At 70.1% G+C, this 16,573-nt stretch carries 13 protein-coding genes and 1 pseudogene; 9 read left to right on the top strand and 5 right to left on the bottom strand.

Annotated elements, in window-relative coordinates:
- Positions 1-104: 104 nt before the first annotated feature.
- From AS97_RS43330 to AS97_RS43340, 3 genes are all read right to left on the bottom strand, one after another.
- Positions 105-1,703 (bottom strand): FAD-dependent oxidoreductase, encoded by a 1,599-nt coding sequence (locus AS97_RS43330; protein ID WP_059144372.1) that lies wholly within the window; start codon positions 1,701-1,703, stop codon positions 105-107.
- Positions 1,704-1,957: 254 nt separating this feature from the next.
- Entirely contained in the window at positions 1,958-2,236 is a 279-nt protein-coding gene (locus AS97_RS43335) for a hypothetical protein (protein WP_210566830.1), read from the bottom strand.
- Between the two features lie 339 nt (positions 2,237-2,575).
- On the bottom strand, positions 2,576-3,256 hold the full coding sequence (locus AS97_RS43340) for a hypothetical protein (RefSeq protein ID WP_086709691.1): 681 nt from the start codon (positions 3,254-3,256) through the stop codon (positions 2,576-2,578).
- Between the two features lie 778 nt (positions 3,257-4,034).
- On the opposite strand from AS97_RS43340, the gene AS97_RS43345 reads away from it, so the two are divergent.
- Positions 4,035-5,621, top strand: coding sequence for a Na+/H+ antiporter (locus AS97_RS43345; RefSeq protein WP_125756264.1), 1,587 nt, complete (start codon positions 4,035-4,037; stop codon positions 5,619-5,621).
- A 215-nt stretch (positions 5,622-5,836) separates the two neighbouring features.
- Here the strand turns inward: AS97_RS43345 and AS97_RS48130 are convergent.
- Positions 5,837-5,941, bottom strand: a pseudogene (locus AS97_RS48130) (sugar ABC transporter substrate-binding protein); the annotation flags it as partial.
- Positions 5,942-6,092: 151 nt separating this feature from the next.
- On the opposite strand from AS97_RS48130, the gene AS97_RS43355 reads away from it, so the two are divergent.
- A complete protein-coding gene (locus tag AS97_RS43355; protein ID WP_210566831.1) occupies positions 6,093-7,124 on the top strand; it encodes a LacI family DNA-binding transcriptional regulator in 1,032 nt (343 codons plus the stop codon).
- A 118-nt stretch (positions 7,125-7,242) separates the two neighbouring features.
- Positions 7,243-7,920 (top strand): TOPRIM nucleotidyl transferase/hydrolase domain-containing protein, encoded by a 678-nt coding sequence (locus tag AS97_RS43360; RefSeq protein ID WP_210566832.1) that lies wholly within the window; start codon positions 7,243-7,245, stop codon positions 7,918-7,920.
- A 97-nt stretch (positions 7,921-8,017) separates the two neighbouring features.
- On the opposite strand, the gene AS97_RS43365 is transcribed toward AS97_RS43360, so the two are convergent.
- Positions 8,018-8,965 (bottom strand): methionyl-tRNA formyltransferase, encoded by a 948-nt coding sequence (locus tag AS97_RS43365; RefSeq protein WP_059144377.1) that lies wholly within the window; start codon positions 8,963-8,965, stop codon positions 8,018-8,020.
- 236 nt (positions 8,966-9,201) lie between these two features.
- Between AS97_RS43365 and AS97_RS43370 the strand changes: the two genes are divergently transcribed.
- The 6 genes from AS97_RS43370 (at position 9,202) to AS97_RS43395 (ending at position 16,535) form a co-directional block, all read left to right on the top strand.
- Entirely contained in the window at positions 9,202-10,557 is a 1,356-nt protein-coding gene (locus AS97_RS43370; protein WP_059144378.1) for a lysine N(6)-hydroxylase/L-ornithine N(5)-oxygenase family protein, read from the top strand.
- A gap of 19 nt (positions 10,558-10,576) precedes the next feature.
- The gene (locus AS97_RS43375; RefSeq protein WP_059144379.1) at positions 10,577-11,635 is read left to right on the top strand and encodes an iron ABC transporter permease; all 1,059 of its coding nucleotides are present in this window, start codon (positions 10,577-10,579) and stop codon (positions 11,633-11,635) included.
- Positions 11,632-12,702 carry an iron chelate uptake ABC transporter family permease subunit gene (locus AS97_RS43380; protein ID WP_059144380.1) on the top strand — a complete coding sequence of 357 codons (1,071 nt, stop codon included), beginning with the start codon at positions 11,632-11,634 and terminating at the stop codon, positions 12,700-12,702. The genes AS97_RS43375 and AS97_RS43380 overlap by 4 nt, the downstream gene beginning before the upstream one ends.
- A gap of 41 nt (positions 12,703-12,743) precedes the next feature.
- Positions 12,744-13,619, top strand: a complete 876-nt coding sequence (locus AS97_RS43385; protein WP_059144381.1) for an ABC transporter ATP-binding protein — start codon at positions 12,744-12,746, stop codon at positions 13,617-13,619.
- Between the two features lie 76 nt (positions 13,620-13,695).
- Entirely contained in the window at positions 13,696-14,751 is a 1,056-nt protein-coding gene (locus tag AS97_RS43390) for an iron-siderophore ABC transporter substrate-binding protein (RefSeq protein ID WP_210566833.1), read from the top strand.
- A complete protein-coding gene (locus AS97_RS43395) occupies positions 14,748-16,535 on the top strand; it encodes an ABC transporter ATP-binding protein (RefSeq protein WP_059144383.1) in 1,788 nt (595 codons plus the stop codon). Before AS97_RS43390 ends, AS97_RS43395 begins: the two co-directional genes overlap by 4 nt.
- Positions 16,536-16,573 lie beyond the last annotated feature (38 nt).

The following is a 16,573-nucleotide window of genomic DNA, read 5'->3' on the forward strand; positions in this document are numbered from 1 at the left end:
AAGTGCCTGAACAGTGTGTCAAGCCTATGGACGCAGGCGGTGCGACCCGGAAGCGGACCGCACCACTCCGGCGGCCGACGCACCGCCGCGTCGGTTCGCGAAGGTCAGGTGCCGATCGCTTGGGGATAGCTGAAGAAGTTGGTCGGGTCGTACGTCCGGTTCACTTCGACCAGCCGGTCGTAATTCGCGCCGTAATAGGCCCGCCGCCAGTCCTTCAGGGTCGGATCCGGGAAATTCTGATAGGACTGCGACGGGGGAGTGTCACCGAAAATGCTCTGGTAGAACTCGCTGAGCCAGTGAAGATTCGCCGTGGCGACGCGTGGCGGGTCGTAATCCGCCCAGGAGGTCTCGGCGGCGAGGATGAAGACCCCGTTTCGGTGGACGAACGCCGTCGCGTCCGGCGGCACTTGGTTGATCTCGCCGCCGAGGGCGAACATGGCGAACCCCGCCCCTTCCTTGTTGTCGCTGCCGGGCCACTCCAGCAGCCGCTCGGCAGCGGCACCGATCTGCTCATCGCTCAGGAGTGTCCGGGAGGTCAGAACCGCCGACTTGGTGGCGAACTGTTGCACCGGCGTGGTCGCGCTCAGCAGCTCGCTCGCCTGCCCCGGGGTGACCTCCCGGACGGACGCCTTGTTGCGGGCGCGCTCCTCCGCCGTGCCGATGCCGAGCATCGGGGCCAGGATGGCGCGCAACTCATCGAGGTCACCGTAGTACTGGCCGATGGCATTGAGGCCCGCGTTGGCGTGGATCTCGTCCCTGGTGAGCCCGTGGGTCCCCATGCCGACGCGAAGATGGAATCGCTTGTCGTCCAGGGTGTCCACGGCGATCTGTTGCGCGGCGGCGAGCACCGGCAGCGCCGAGTCCAGGCTCCAGCGCAACTCGTAGAAGCCCACGTCGCCCTGGAACCGCTCGTACTGGAACGTAAAGGAGGTGTTGACACCGAAGTTGTTCCCCGCCCCGCCGCGACAGCCCCAGAACAGATCGGAGTGGGAGTCCTCGCCGGCCTCCACCACGCGGCCGTCGGCCAGTACCACGGTCGTCGAGACCAGCCGGTCACAGGTCAGGCCGAACATCTTGTCGCTGAAGCCGATACCGCCGCCGAGCACCAGCCCGGCCACCCCGACCGTGGGGCAGCGGCCGGTCGGCACGAACATGCCGCGGTCCTCCAACATCGGGTGCAGGTCGCCGTTGGTGACGCCGGCTCCCACGGTGAGGGTGCCCGCGCCATGAACGACCCTCATCCGCCCGTAGGACCGGGTCCGGGAGCGGGCACCCGGCAGCGGGGTGGAAACGATGCTTTTCATGCGGGCCATGTTGAGGAGCAGACCCGTGGTGGCGGAGTACCCGGCGTAATTGTGGCCCAGCCCGGAACGAGGGACGGCGGGCAGTCCCACCGCGCGGGCCCAGCGGACCGCCGCACGGACATCCCTGGTGGTGGCGCACGCCACAATCCCCGCGGGGCAGATCCCGGCGTACCGGTGGTTGAACGGGAGCGCCAGCGGCGGGTAGCCGGAGTCGCCCGGCCGGTAGAGGGTGGAGCGCGACGACAGCGCCTGAGCCAGTAGCTCCCAGTCGCGTTCGCCGACCCGCTCCGCCACCTCGGTGGGTGGCGCGGCAGCGGCGGGCGAGGACGGCAAGCCCGCCACCTCCGTGCTCAGGACACCCACCGTGCCCGCCCGCAGTACGTTCCGCCTGTTGATCAACGTGGCTGCCCTCGCAAGAAGTGCTCCGGAGACGCGATCGTCTCCCTCCCTCACAAAGTCAACCGGCGATGGATCGGCGCAGCCGCGAAACGGGTTCCCGTCCACAGGCCCGCAACCCGAAAGGGGGCCGGCCTGCCGCCGAATGCCCCAGCCCGGTATGACGAACAGGCGCGCTTCAGCTGTCCGCCGTCGACGACGAAGTCGGCGGAACACAGGACCGGGCTGGACGGTCGGTGCCTCATCGCCTCATCGCCTCATCGCCTCATGCGCCCGCGGATCGCTAGGGCGGTGAGGCGCCGATCTCGAAGGTGACCTTGCCGCCGACGGGCGGCACCAATGGCTGTCGCCTCGTGCTTCGGGGAACCCTGGGGCAGGGCGAAGCGTGGCAGCAGCAGGATGGTCAGGAGCATCGAGGCTGCGAGCCGACCGAGCGCGCGTGAGGCGCGCAGGCCGTAGCCGGACAGCAGACAGTACGCCTGGAGCAGCCACCGATCCGCCTCGCTCCAGGTGCGGCTGTGGCGGCGCATCTCCATCTCGCCGTCATAGAGGTCGGCGGTTCCCGGTTCGTCGCGGGCGTCCTCGCGGGCCTTGCGCAGTTGCCGGTAGGCATCGGCGAGGGCGGCCGGGTACGGAGCCGGTCCCGGGGTCTGCCAGCCCCTCCACCACGCCTCTTCGACGATGACGTGCCGTCGGGTCCTGTTCCATCGACGTCAGGGTGCATCGCTCGGCCAGACGGGTGTGCGAGAGGTCGATCGATGCGCCGCTCGCCTTCAGAAGACGAGGTGCCCGGCCAGGGTCGTGCCGCCGTCCGTGCGCCGCATCTCGTCGGGTGTCCGTACAGCCGGCGGGCATCCGACGCGTCCCCACCGCGTTCACATTTCGGGGTCGATTTTCGAAGAGAGGAAGAACAGGCCGAGAGCGAGCACCAGGAACAATGCCGCCAACTCACTGTCCCGGAAGTACAGAACGACGGTCACGACGCAGGAGGCGAGTCCGAGCAGGCCGGTGATACGGCCGAGGATCCGCCGAGGACGGGCAGAAGGCCCGGACAGGCGCTCGGGGACCGGGTCCTTGGCGTTCCGCCAGTACGGAAAGGGCCCCGGCCGGTAATGCCAGCCGTCCTCCCTCAGCTGCTGAACCGCCGGGTGGCGGCGCGCGTGGCGCAGACGGCGGGGCGCGAGGCGGTTCCAGGGCAGCCACGCCTGGCGGGTCGCGAGCCACATCAGTGTGGGAAGGCAGGCCACCACCGCCCATATCGACGCGTTGACTCTGCCGCCCGATGCGCTCGGCAGGATCCCGAGCAGCGTGTCCAACTGACCGCCGGCGGCATACGCGATCGGCGCGGCGACGGAGAGCGCCATCATGGACTGCTCGATGATGTGGCCGTGATGGCACCGCTCACAGCGTGGCACACGGACGCTGTCGCTCTGCCACTTGGTGCGGATGCCCAAATACCAGGTCGGGTTGGACTGCACATCCCTGTGCAACCCGACGACACGATCGTGCCGCATGGCCGTGGCTTCGCTCCCGCAGAACCAGCACTGTCGCGTCATGAGCATCTCCTGGAACCGTCCCGTCGGGCGGCCGACATGCGAACCATGCCCGTCACCGTAAGGCCCCGCGCCGGGACCCGTCCCACATCTCGCGCGGTCGGTTGGGCCGCCTGCTGCCGGGCGGTGATGTCTGGGACGGCCTGTTCGGCGCCGGCTCCTGCCCGGCGACTCAGTGGGCGGCGGCCGGGCCACGCCGCCCGCGGCACCGTGACCGTCTGCACCACGACGTGGGCTGCTGAGGGCGAAAGCCTGCGCCATCTCCAGGGGGCGGTGAACTCGGCGCTGTGCGGCAAGAGCCGCTGGCCGCCATGCGCGCCGACGTGCCGCATCGGTCGACGGCCTGCAAGTCGCCGATCACGTCACCGAGTTCGGGCTCGGTACGGCCAAGGGTCTGGAAGCCCCGCCTGAACAGCTCTGCCGTGCGTTGCCGCGTGGCCGCGCTCCGGACGAGCTGCTGGAACAGGGCGGCATCCGCGCGTACGTGGGCCGGAGTCGGCCGGCTGATGGCGTTGATGACGGCTTTGGCCGCTCGGCGCGGTTCGCGGCCCGGTGGCCATCCCGGCCGTCAAAGCGGGTGCTCGTCGAGTCGCAGCACGGCCGAGGCGGCGATCTCCCCGCACTCGGTCACACATCCGGGTGACCGAGTGCCCCGGTTGGCGGACGTCCCAGGTCGGAGCACTCATTCGGCGGTGGTCGGGCGCGACCGTGATCGGATTCGAGGTGGCAGGCTTCCCGGGGCGTGGCCCGTACCACGCTCCCATCGGGAAGGCGGTACCGGATGCGTGGCCTCGAAGTGATCGTGGTGGTGCTCGCCGCGGTGCTGACCATGAGCTGGCTGGCTCACCGCCTACGCTGGAACGAGCCGGTCATGCTGGTGGCGGGCGGCTGCCTGATCGGCCTGATCCCCGACTTCCGCGGGCTGGCCCTGTCGCCCGAGGTGGTCCTGCTGCTGTTCCTGCCCCCGCTGCTCTACTGGGAGTCGCTGACCACCTCGCTCCGGGAGATCCGGACGAACGTGCGCGGCATCGTGCTGCTCGCGACCGGTCTGGTACTGGCCACCGCCGCCGCCGTGGCCTCGGTGGGGCACGCGCTGGGCCTTTCCTGGCCACTCGCCTTCGTCCTCGGTGCCGTCGTCGCCCCCACGGACGCCATCGCCGTGGCGGCGGTCGCCCGCGGGCTGCCCCGCCGGATCCAGACCATCCTCCGGGCGGAGAGCCTGATCAACGACGGCACCGCGCTCACCCTCTACGCCGTGGTGATCGGCGTCGCCGTCGAGGGGCTGGCCGTCACCTGGACGGACACCACCGTGCGATTCCTGCTCGCCTACGCGGGCGGTGCCGCGATCGGCTGCGGATGCGCCGCCGTCGTCGTGGCTCTGCGCAGGCGGTTGCGTGACCGCAGGGTGGAAAACGCCTTGGGCGTGCTCACCCCGTTCGCCACCTATCTGCCCGCACAAGTGCTCGGCGTCTCCGGCGTTCTGGCGGTGGTCACCTGCGGTCTCATCCTCAGCCAGGCGGGCCCCAAGGTGATCAGTGCGAGCTCCAGAGTGCAGATCATCTCGTTCTGGGAGGTGAGCACCTCCCTTCTCAACAGTGCCCTCTTCGTCCTGGTCGGCGTCCAGACGCCCGCCATCGTCAGTGCGATCGGCTCCGTCTCCCCGGGACACGCGGTCATCACCGCCGCGCTGGTCAGCGGCGTAGTGATCGCCACCCGACTGCTGTGGCTGTACTCGGTGCCCTACATCATCCGCGCCGTCGACCGCCGCCCGGTCCAGCGCACGCTGCGCTACGGCGCCCGGCAGAGGTTCCCGGTCGCCTGGAGCGGGGTGCGCGGTGCCGTCTCGCTCGCGGCCGCGCTCGCCGTCCCGACCGCCACCGCCGCGGGCCGGCCGCTCGCGGGACACGGCCTGCTGGTCTTCACCGCCGTAACCGTCATCCTGGTCACGCTGGTCCTCCAGGGGACGACGATGCCCGCGGTGATCCGCTGGTCCGGACTGCGCGGCGATCCCGACGAGACCACCGAGGAACGCCATGCCCATCGCCAGATCATCGCCGCCGCGCTGGAGGCCCTTCCCGACCACGCCGAGCGTCTGAGAACACCGCCGGAGACGGTCGACGCCATCCTGAGCGAACTGCGCCAGTACGCCGCCGAAAAGGCGGGACCGCCGGATACCGACAACGCCGGTGTGCGGGCCGGGCTCGAACTGCGCCGCGCCCTGATCGGCGTCAAACGCAGCGCCCTGATCCGCCTGCGGGATCAGCGCAGCATCGACGACATCGTCCTGCGTCGGCTGCAGTCGCTGCTGGACAGCGAGGAGATCAGGATTGAGCTGGCACTGCGTGCCTTCCCCGGCCGGCCGCCGTAGCCCCGGCAGCCGGACGCATCGCTCACCGCGAAGTCCTTCGTCCCCGGTCTGCGCACGGCGCTGCGCGACTCGTGCCTGTCCGGCAGGGCGCGGACAGCGGATGGACTGCACCCGCGCGTCCAGGCGAGTGGAGCGGTACGCGGTGCGGAAGAGCTGGTCGTGACCGGCGGCGCTACCAGCTCGGCCGGGTGGCTTCTCGCCGCGCACCGTGGTGACGTCGCGGCCTTCGCCTCGCCGTCCGACTCGGAGAGCGCCTGTACGGCGGTCGGCCCGATGGGTGCGCCGAGGGTGACCACCTCGTCGATGGAGCTGTCCTGCCGGCCGTGAGGGAGTACGCGCTGCGGAGTGGCCTTCGTGGAACGCGGTAGGCTTGAGGCGCGACGTTAAAGCGCTTTAAGTTTTTGGTACTATCGGCGCGTTTCCTGGAGGCGTCAAGGGTGTTGCCCGAGGAGATGGCCGCGGGAGGTATCAGTGGACGACGTCGGTTCCGAGCGCCACCGCGGTGGCGCGGACAAGCGCCCCCGGCTGGAGGACGTGGCCGCCCGGGTGGGGCTGTCCACGGCGTCGGTGTCCCTGGTCCTGCGTGGTGTGCCCGGCCCCAGCGAACGCACACGGCAGCGCGTCCTGAAGGCCGCCGCCGACCTCGGCTACCAGGCGGACCGCACCGCCAGCCTGCTGGCCAGCAGGCGCACCCGGCTGCTCGGCGTGATGGTCGACATCCACAGCCCCTTCCACGCCGAGCTGGTCGAGCACCTGCACACGGCCGCCGAGGAGGTCGGTTACGACCTCGTCCTCAGCACGCAGACCCGCACCCGCGACGAGCACACCGCCGTCGAGACCCTGCTGGCCTTCCGCAGCGAGGCCCTGATCCTGCTCGGTCCGACCGCCCCCGCCGACACACTCGCCGCTCTCGACCGCAAGGCCCCCGTGATCGCCGTCGGCCGCCGGATCGCCCACGCCGAGCTGGACGTCGTCCGCACCGCCGACGACGACGGTGTGCGCCAGACCGTCCAGCATCTGGTCGGCCTCGGCCACCGCGCGATCGTCTACGTGGACGGGGGCAAGGGCGTCATCGCCACCGACCGGCGCCGCGGCTACCGTACGGCCATGCGCCGCCTTGGCTTCGGCGCGCACATCCGGATCCTGCGCGGCGACAACACCGAAGCAGCCGGTGAGCGCGCCGCTCGCCACCTCCTCGACAGCGGCGAGCTGCCCACCGCGGTCGTGGCTTTCAACGACCAGTGCGCCATCGGTGTGCTGGCCGCCTTCTCCCGCGCCGACATCGCCGTCCCGGGCGAGGTGTCGGTGGCCGGATACGACGACGACACTCTCTCCCGGCTCAGTTGCTTCGACCTGACCACCGTCAGCCGGAACGCGCGGGAGCAGGCGCGACAGTCGGTGGCCGCGGCCGTCGAACGCCTCGACCAGGGCCGCACCGAGCCCCGCGAGGTCGTTCTCCCGCCCCGCCTCGTCGTACGCGGCAGCACAGCCGGTACGGCCTGAGCGGGGGGGGGGGGGGGGCTCCATCCGTTGGCACCGTCGGGACCGACCGCTCACCGGCGAGCGACGCGCCGGCGGAAATTCCCTACCGTGGTGGCCGGAATGGGTGGAGACTCCTCTCATGGCGGACATGGGGGCGTTCCGGGAAGCGGTCATCGCGTGGGTGGCCGGTGGGCCCGGGGACCGCGCCCGCGAACTGGCCACGCGGCTGCCCGTCCGGGCGGCCGTCCTGCTCGAAGGGCCGAGCGATGTCGCAGCGGTCGGCGCACTGGCCGCGAGTCGTGGACGGAACCTGGCGGCCGAGGGAGTCTGTGTCCTGTCGATGGGCGGTGCGATGAGTGTCGGGCGCTTCGCCCGCCTCCTCGGGCCATCCGGCCTGGGTCTTCGCCTCACGGGACTGTGCGATGAGGCGGAGCGCGGCTACTACGCGCGCGGCCTGGAGCGGGCCAATGCGGCACAGCCCAGTGCGGCACAGTCCAACGCACCGCAGCCCCATGCGGCACAGCCAGATCCAGCACAGCAACGGATCTTCGTCTGCGCGGTGGATCTGGAGGACGAGCTCATCCGCGCGCTGGGCGTGACCCGGGTGGAGGAGCTTGTCCGTGCGGAGGGCGACCTGCGCGCCCTGCAGACCTTCCTGCGCCAGCCCGCACAGCGGGGCCGCAGCTCACAGCAGCAGTTGCGGCGCTTCCTCGGCACGAAGAAGGGGCGCAAGATCCACTACGGCCGCGTCCTCGCCGAGGCCCTCGACCCTGCCCGCATGCCCGCTCCGCTCGACGGCCTGCTCACCAGCCTCTGACCGCCGGGCCGACGACGATTGCCGCCGCACGGACCTCCGGTCCGCTCGGTGGCGATGTCCTCTCGGACCACGGGAGTCGCGGCGGTGGGCTGCCGCGTCAGGGACGGCTGGTCAGGTAGCCGCCCATGGAGGTGAAGTACTCCGTGGCGGCCATCTCATGGCCGTCCTCGGTCCGTACGCGTGTGATGGCCAGGCCGTGGTTGCGGCCGGTGCGGGCGTCGGCTCCGGCGACGATCACCACGCCGTCGCCCTCGCGGTAGAAGATGCGGCCCGGAGTGCCGCCGTACCGGCCCTGGGACACCACCGCGGCCAGGATTTCGAGGCGCTTGCCCTTATGGAAGGCGTAGGTGCTGGGGTACGGCTCGGACTGGGCGCGGACCAGGCGTTCGAGGTCCTCCGCCGGCCAGGTCCAGTCGATGCGGATGTCCTCGATGGACCGCTTGTGGAAGAAGCTGGCCTGGGACCGGTCCTGCTTGGTGAACTCCGTCTGCCCGGAGGCGATGAGGCCGAGCGCTCCGATGGTGACCGGGGCGATGAGGCCGACGGTCTTGTGAAAGAGGTCGGTGGCGGTGTCGGTCGGCCCGACCGGAACCGCCTCCTGCCGGACGATGTCGCCCGCGTCCAGTTCGTCGTTCATCATGTGCGCGGTGACACCCACTTCGGGCTCGCCGTTGATCAGGGCCCAGATCAGCGGGGAGAAGCCGGCGTACTTCGGCAGCAGCGAGTCATGGACGTTCAGTGTGCCGCGGCGGGGCAGGCCGAAGATGCGCGGGGGGATCCACGTCCGCCAGTTGTTCGCCACGATGATGTCCGGATCGGCCTCCTTGAGGCGCTCGAACAACTCGTCGTCGTCGGGGCGGTCGCGGATCAGCACCGGGACGCCGTGCTCTTCGGCGAGGTCGGCGACGGAGTCGCTCCAGATCTTCTCGTACGCGTGCTCGCTCTTGGGGTGCGTAACGACGAGTACCACGTCGTGCTCGGAGTCCAGGAGGGCTTGCAGGGTGCGGTGCCCCCAGGTCTGGTAACCGAACATGACGACCCGCATGGGGTTCCTCCTCGAAGCAGGGGATGGCCGGAGCAAGTAAAGCAAGGCTTACCTTAGCTCGCAACGGTCGTATGTGGTGGCGTAGTTGGCGACGCGATGGCCTGATCCGTCCTATCGACAGGCCCGCGGGTTTAGCTTAGGCTCACCTAAGTTTCGGTGGGCATGCCGCTTCATCGGCCTGCCCACCGCGGCTTCCCCACGCCTGACAGGCGATTGCCCCGCACGATGGGAGTGACATGTCACAGGTTCTTCCTGGTGGCGCATCAGTGGTCCACGACCTCATTGGCATCGGCTTCGGGCCGTCCAATGTGGCCATGGCGATCGCACTCAGCGAGCACAACGCACGCGCCGCTGGCGGAGAGGAGATCAGCGCTCACTTCTTCGAGCAGCAGCCGCGCTTCGGCTGGCACCGAGGCATGCTGATCGACGACGCGACCATGCAGGTGTCCTTCCTCAAAGACCTGGTGACGCTGCGGAACCCGGCCAGTGAGTTCAGCTTCCTCTGCTATCTGAAGAGCAAGGGGCGGCTGATCGACTTCATCAACCACAAGAACCTCTTCCCGCTGCGGGTGGAGTTCCACGACTACTTCGAATGGGCCGCGGCCAAGGTCGGGGACATGGTCTCCTACGGCCATGAGGTCGTCGGCGTGGCGCCTGTCGTCCGCGACGGAGCCGTGGAGTACCTGGATGTGACGGTCCGGTCGGGGGAGGGGCTCGCGGTCCACCGCGCCCGCAACCTCGTCATCGGTACGGGTCTGCGTCCCCTCATGCCCGAGGGTGTGGAACGCGGTGAGCGCGTCTGGCACACCTCTGAACTGCTGGCGAAGGCCGACGGCCTGGAAGGCACCTCGCCCTCCCGGTTCATCGTCGTGGGCGCCGGGCAGAGTGCCGCCGAGAACGTCGCCTACCTGCACCGCCGCTTCCCGGAGGCCGAGGTCTGCGCGGTCTTCTCCCGCTACGGCTACAGCCCCGCGGACGACAGCGGCTTCGCCAACCGGATCTTCGACCCCGAGGCGGTCGACGAGTACTTCGCCGCGCCCGAGGACGTCAAGCGCCGGCTGATGGACTACCACGGGAACACCAACTACTCCGTGGTGGACATCGACCTGATCGACGACCTGTACCGGCAGATGTACCAGGAGAAGGTCCTCGGCGTGGAGCGGCTGCGCTTCCTCAATGTGTCCCGGCTCGCCGACGTCAAGGAGACGGCGACGCAGGTCCGTGCCACCGTGACGTCCCTCGTCACCGGCGAGGAGACGCTCCTGGACGCGGACGTGGTGGTCTTCGCCACCGGCTACAGCCCCGCCGACCCCCTCGGCCTCCTCGGCGAGATCGCCGAGAGCTGCCTCCGTGACGACGAGGGCCGCATCCGTGTCGAGCGTGACTACCGCGTCGCGACGGATCCCCGGCTGCGCTGCGGTATCTATCTGCAGGGCGGTACGGAGCATACCCACGGCATCACCTCCTCCCTGCTGTCCAACACCGCGACCCGGGTCGGCGAGATCCTGGACTCGCTCATCGACCGGGGCGTCCCGTTCGCCTCCGACCGGGCCCGGCCGGTCGCCGACGGAGTCGGCAGCACCGCTCGCTAGGGGGATGACGTACTGAGACATGGGCATGACTGCGATGGAACGCCCCTTGACCTGGGGCACGACAAAGGCCCGTCGGCGGCGGGTCGTGGGCCTGGGCACGCTGGTGGCGGTCCTCGTGATCGCGGCGGCGGTGTCGCTGGCCGTCGGTGCGCGCGCGCTGAGCCCCGCCGAGGTGTGGCACGGGTTGTTCGCGGCGCCGGACTCCGACCAGCGGCTCACCGAGATCAGGCTCATCGTGCGGACCGTGCGGATGCCCCGGACGGTGCTCGCGATCGTGGCGGGCATCGCGCTGGGGGTCGGCGGGGCGCTGATCCAGGGGTACACGCGGAATCCGATCGCCGACACGGGCTTGCTGGGGGTGAACTCCGGCGCCTCGTTCGCAGTGGTGTCGGTGATCGCCGTGTTCGGGTTCGCCGACCCGTTCCAGTACGTCTGGTTCGCCTTCCTGGGGGCGGCGGGCTCCGGTGTCGTGGTGTTCGGGCTGGCGAGCATCGGCCGAGGGGCCGGCAACCCGCTGACGCTCGCACTGGCCGGGCAGGGGATCACCGTATTCCTGGCGGCGATGACCACGGCGGTCGCGCTCTCGGACCAGGCGTCGCTGAACGCGCTGCGGTTCTGGAACGCGGGCTCCGTGGCCGGTGTCGGATTCGACGTCATCTGGCCGGTGGCCCTGTTCGTCGCGGTCGGGCTGGTGTTGGCGGTGACCACGCTGCCCGCCCTCAACCTGCTCAACCTGGGTGACGATGTGGCGCGGGGGCTGGGCGTGAACATCGCGCTGAGCCGGACCATCGGCATCGCCGCCATCACCCTGCTGGCGGGCGCGGCGACGGCGGCGTGCGGCCCCATCGCGTTTCTCGGGCTCATGGTGGCCCATATGGCCCGGTATCTGACCGGGCCGGACTACCGCTGGCTGGTGCCGTACGCGGCTCTGCTCGGCGCCGTCGTCCTCCTGCTCTGCGACATCGTGGGGCGCTTGGTGGTGCGGCCGGGCGAGTTGGACGCGGGTGTGGTCGTGGCTCTGCTGGGTGCCCCGTTCTTCGCGGCTCTGGTATGGCTCGGAAAGTTCAAGAGCGCATGAACGGGACAGATGTGAAGCGATCGGTGGCGCCGGTGGCGCCGGGCGTGCGGCTCGGCCAGGTGTCGTTCGTATGGCGGCCCTGGCTCGTCTGCGTCACGCTGCTGCTGGCGGCGGCCACCTTCCTGGTGTTCTGCCTGTCCATCGGCGTCGGTGACTTCCCCATCGGGCTGTCCCGGGTGATCGCCACGATCTTCGGCGAGGGTGAGCGGGTCGACGAGTTCGTGATTATGGACTTGCGGATGCCGCGCGCCCTGGCCGGGCTCGTCGTGGGGATCGCGCTGGGGGTGTCCGGTGCGCTGACGCAGTCCATCGCCCGCAATCCGCTGGCGAGCCCGGACATTCTGGGGATCACCGGGGGCGCCGGCGCGGTCTCGGTGTTCCTGGTGACGGTGTCGGGCGGGACCGCCGCGGCGGTCGTGAGCGCGGTGGGTCTGTCCTCGGCGGCGCTCGCGGGCGGTCTCGGCACGGGACTGCTGGTGTACTTCCTGGCGTGGCGGCGCGGGATCGACGGCTTCCGGCTCATCCTCATCGGCATCTCGGTGAGCGCCATGATGGAGGCGATCACGACATGGCTGCTGGTCACGGCCGATATCAAGGATGTGGCCCGGGCCCAGGCATGGCTGGTCGGCTCGCTGGACAACCGCTCGTGGAGCGAGGTCCGGGTGGCGCTGTGGTGCACGCTCGTCCTCTTGGCCGTCGTGTTCTGTGTCGCGTTCCAGTTCAAGCCGATGCACTTGGGCGACGAGGTCGCCGCGGGCCTGGGCGTCCGGTACGCGAGGGTGCGGGCGGTCCTGCTGCTGTGCGCGGTCCTGCTGGCCGCTGTGGGGGTGAGCGCGGCGGGCCCGGTTCCGTTCGTCGCGCTGGTGGCGCCGCAGGTGGCGATGCGTCTGGCGAGGTGCCCTACGCCGCCGATGGTGGCCTCCGGCATGGTGGGAGCGTTGCTGCTGATCGGTGCGGACCTGGTCGCGCGCACGGCGCTGCCGATCACCCTCCCGGTCGGTGTGGTCACCGCCGCGATCGGCGGCCCCTTCCTCGTCTGTCTGCTGGTGCGGGCGAATCTCAGATAGATGGCAATACAGTTCAGGCAGACCTCAATACAGGGGGACTTGTGAGCGCCGAGCGCACCACCGAGATCGAGTCCGGGGCCCAGGGCATCCCACGGCTGGCGGCCGAAGGCGTCTCGGTCGGGTACGGGGGCCGGGCCGTCATCGAGGACCTGGATGTGACGATCCCGCCGGGTGTGATCACCACGATCATCGGCCCCAACGGCTGTGGCAAGTCGACCTTGTTGCGCACCCTGACGCGGCTGCTCAAGCCGGCCAAGGGGGCCGTGGTGCTGGACGGCGAGGACATCGTCAAGCTCAGGACCAGGGACGTGGCCAAGAAGCTGGGCCTGCTGCCGCAGGCGCCGGTGGCGCCGGAGGGGCTGACGGTGGCCGACCTGGTGGCCAAGGGGCGGCATCCGCACCAGAGTTGGCTGCGGCAGTGGTCCTCGGACGACGCCGGTGTCGTGGAGCGCGCGCTGGCCATGACCGGGGTGTCGGAGCTGGCCGACCGCCCGGTCGACTCGTTGTCCGGCGGGCAGCGTCAGCGCGTCTGGATCTCGATGACCCTGGCCCAGGGCACCGATCTGCTGCTCCTCGACGAGCCGACCACCTATCTGGACCTGGCGCACGCGATCGATGTGCTCGACCTCGTGGACGACCTGCACGAGTCGGGCCGCACGGTGGTGATGGTGCTGCACGACCTCAATCTGGCCACGCGCTACAGCGACAACCTCATCGTGATGCGGGCCGGTTCGATCCTGGCGCAGGGGCATCCGCGTGATGTGATCACCGCCGATTTGCTGGACGAGGCATTCGGGCTGCGCGCCATGGTGATTGACGACCCGGTGGGCGACCGGCCGCTGATCGTGCCGATCGGCCGCACCCACGTCCCGCTCGAGCAGGTTCCGCAAAGGAATGCAGAAGTAAGGCTAGGCTAGCCTCACTTCATCGGGATAAGGTTTGGCTGCCCTTAGTCAGGGGCGCAACGGACAGCGCGACAGCAAGGGATCCCGGATGCTCCTCCATCGAACGACGCGTAGGACGCCATGGTGGCGGTTAGTGGCGGCGCTGTCCGCCGCGGCCCTCGGCGTCGGCCTCCTCGCGGGATGTGGTTCCGACTCGACGGACGAGGCGAGCGACGACGCCCCGGCCGCCGTCTCGGGTGCGTTCCCGGTCACCGTGGACCACGCGTTCGGATCCACGAAGATCACCAAGGCTCCCCGGCGGGTGGTCTCCGTCGGCTACACGGACGACCAGGCCATGCTGGCGCTCGGGGTGAGACCGGTCGGCATGGTCGACCAGTATCCGAACCCGGCGGGCGAGAAGCCCGACATCAACACCCAGTGGCCCTGGGTGAAGGACAAGTGGGGCGACACCCGGCCCGAGGTCGTCATGAAGAACGGCGACACCGGCCCCGACTACGAGAAGATCGCCGCCCTGCGGCCGGACCTGATCGTGGCGGTCTACTCCGAGATCGACAAGGCCGCCTACGACAAGCTCTCCCAGATCGCCCCGACCGTCGGCCGCACCAAGGGCGAGAAGGAGCCGTTCAGCGCCCCGTGGCAGGACAACGCCGTGCAGATCGCCAAGGCGCTGGGCCAGGAGAACGAGGGCACCAAGCTGGTGCAGGGCATTGAGGACAAGCTCGGCGCGGCCAAGAAGGCGCATCCCGAGTTCGCGAACCAGACCGCGGTCATGTTGTCCTGGTACAAGAACTCGGTGGCGCCGTTCACCTCCACCGATGTGCGCGGGAGGCTGGTCACGGGCATCGGCTTCACCTACCAGACCAAGATCGACAAGATCGCGGACGGGAAGTTCTTCACCGTCCTGTCCCCCGAGCGCATCGACCTGGTCGACGCCGACCGCGTCTTCGTCATCAACGACGGGGCCGACCAGCAGGCGCTGAAGAAGTTCCAGCTCTTCACCAACCTGGACGCGGTGAAGAAGGACAAGGTGTCCTACCTGCTGGACAGTGAGGGCCCGGCCGTCGGCGCGGCCATCTCCCAGGGCACCCTGCTGTCCCTGCCCTACGCGATCGACCAGCTCGTCAAGTCGGTCGGCCGGGGGTGAGCACCACCGAGGCGCGCCTCACCCCGGCAACCCTGCGCACGGCGACCGGACGCGTGGCCACCCGATGGGTCGCGGCGCACTGCCGCGAGGTGCCCTGGCTGACGGCCGCAACCGCGCTCACCACGGTGGCCGGGGCGGCGCTCCAGGTGCTCCCGGTGATCCTGCTCGGCCGGGTGGTCGACGGGGTCGTCGCGGGCGAGCCGCGCTCGACCCTGGTCACGATCGGGGTGGTGATGGGCGCCGCCGCGCTGCTCGGCGCGGCGGCCACCGCGGTGTCGACCTATCTCATCGGGCGGCTGGGCGCGGATCTGCTCGCGCGGCTGCGCGAAGGCGCCGTCCGCGCGGTGCTGGGGATGCCGAGCGCACGGATCGAGCAGGTCGGCCGGGGAGATGTGCTGTCCAGGGTCGGTGACGATGTGGCCGTGCTGTCCAAGGGCATCCGCACGGCCGTCCCCACCGTGTTCTCGGCGGGCGTGCTGGTCGTCATCGCCACGGCCGGCATGTTCGGACTGGACTGGCGGCTCGGCCTGGCGGGCGCCGGTGCGCTGCCCGCGTACGCGCTGGCCCTGCGCTGGTATCTCCCCCGGTCCGCCCCGCTCTACCAGCAGCAGCGGGCGGCCCAGGCCGACCGTGCGCAGGCGTTGATCAGTGGTCTGAAGGGGATCGACACCGTCCGGGCGTACCGCCTCGAAGGCGCCTTCCGCGAGAAGGTCAGCGCCGAGTCATGGCGGGTGCGCGATCTCGGTATCGAGGTGTTCCGGTTCTTCGGCCGCTTCGTCGGCAGGGAGAACCGCGCCGAGTTCATCGGACTGGTCCTGATCATCGTGGTGGGGTACTCCCTGCTGGAGGCCGATGCCGCCGGCCTGGGCGACGTCTCCTCGGCCCCCCTGATCTTCCATCGGCTCTTCACCCCGCTGGGCTCCATCATGTTCACCTTCGACGAGGCACAGAAGTCGGGCGCGAGCCTGACCCGCCTGGTCGGCGTGGTGGGGGAGGCCGCGGAAGACCGGCTGGTGGGCGACGCGGCCGTCTCGCCGGCGGACACCGGGCCGTACTCGGTGACGGTGGAGGGGCTCACGTATCGCTACCCCGATACCGAGGAGCCGGTCCTCCGGGATGTCAGTCTGACGATCCCGGCAGGTGGTTCGCTCGCGCTGGTGGGGGCGACGGGCGCGGGCAAGTCCACGCTGGCCGCGCTGATCGCGGGCATCGGGACCCCGCAGGCCGGGTCGGTGCGCGTCGGGACGACCGACCTCGCCGGTCTGGACGAGGCCGGGGCGCGGGCCCTGGTGAGCATCCTGACGCAGGACACCCATGTGTTCTCCGGGCCGCTCGCCGACGACCTGCGGTTGGCCGCGCCGCAGGCGAGTGATGCCGAGCTGATGGACGCGCTGCACACGGTCGGCGCCGAGGGATGGGTCGACGCGCTGCCCGATGGGCTGAACACCATGGTCGGCGAGGGCGGAGAGCGCCTGGACGTCACCAAGGTGGCCCAGATCGCCCTGGCCCGGCTGGTGCTGGGCCGGGCCCCGGTGGTGGTGCTCGACGAGTCGACCGCGGAGGCGGGCAGCGAGGGCGCCGCCGAGCTGGAGCGGGCCGTGCTGGCCGCGTGCTCGGGCCGGACCACGCTGTTCGTGGCGCACCGGCTGACCCAGGCGATGGCGGCGGACCGGATCGCCGTGCTGGACGCGGGCCGCGTGGTGGAGCAGGGAACGCACGAGGAGCTGGTGGCCCTGGGCGGCCGGTACGCACGACTGTGGCGGGCCTGGCGCGAGGGTAGTTAGACACCCCTGATTCAGGTGAGCTTTTCATGACGTGGAAG

Origin of the sequence: Streptomyces sp. AgN23, from assembly GCF_001598115.1 — a bacterium.
GTDB lineage: Bacteria > Actinomycetota > Actinomycetes > Streptomycetales > Streptomycetaceae > Streptomyces > Streptomyces antimycoticus.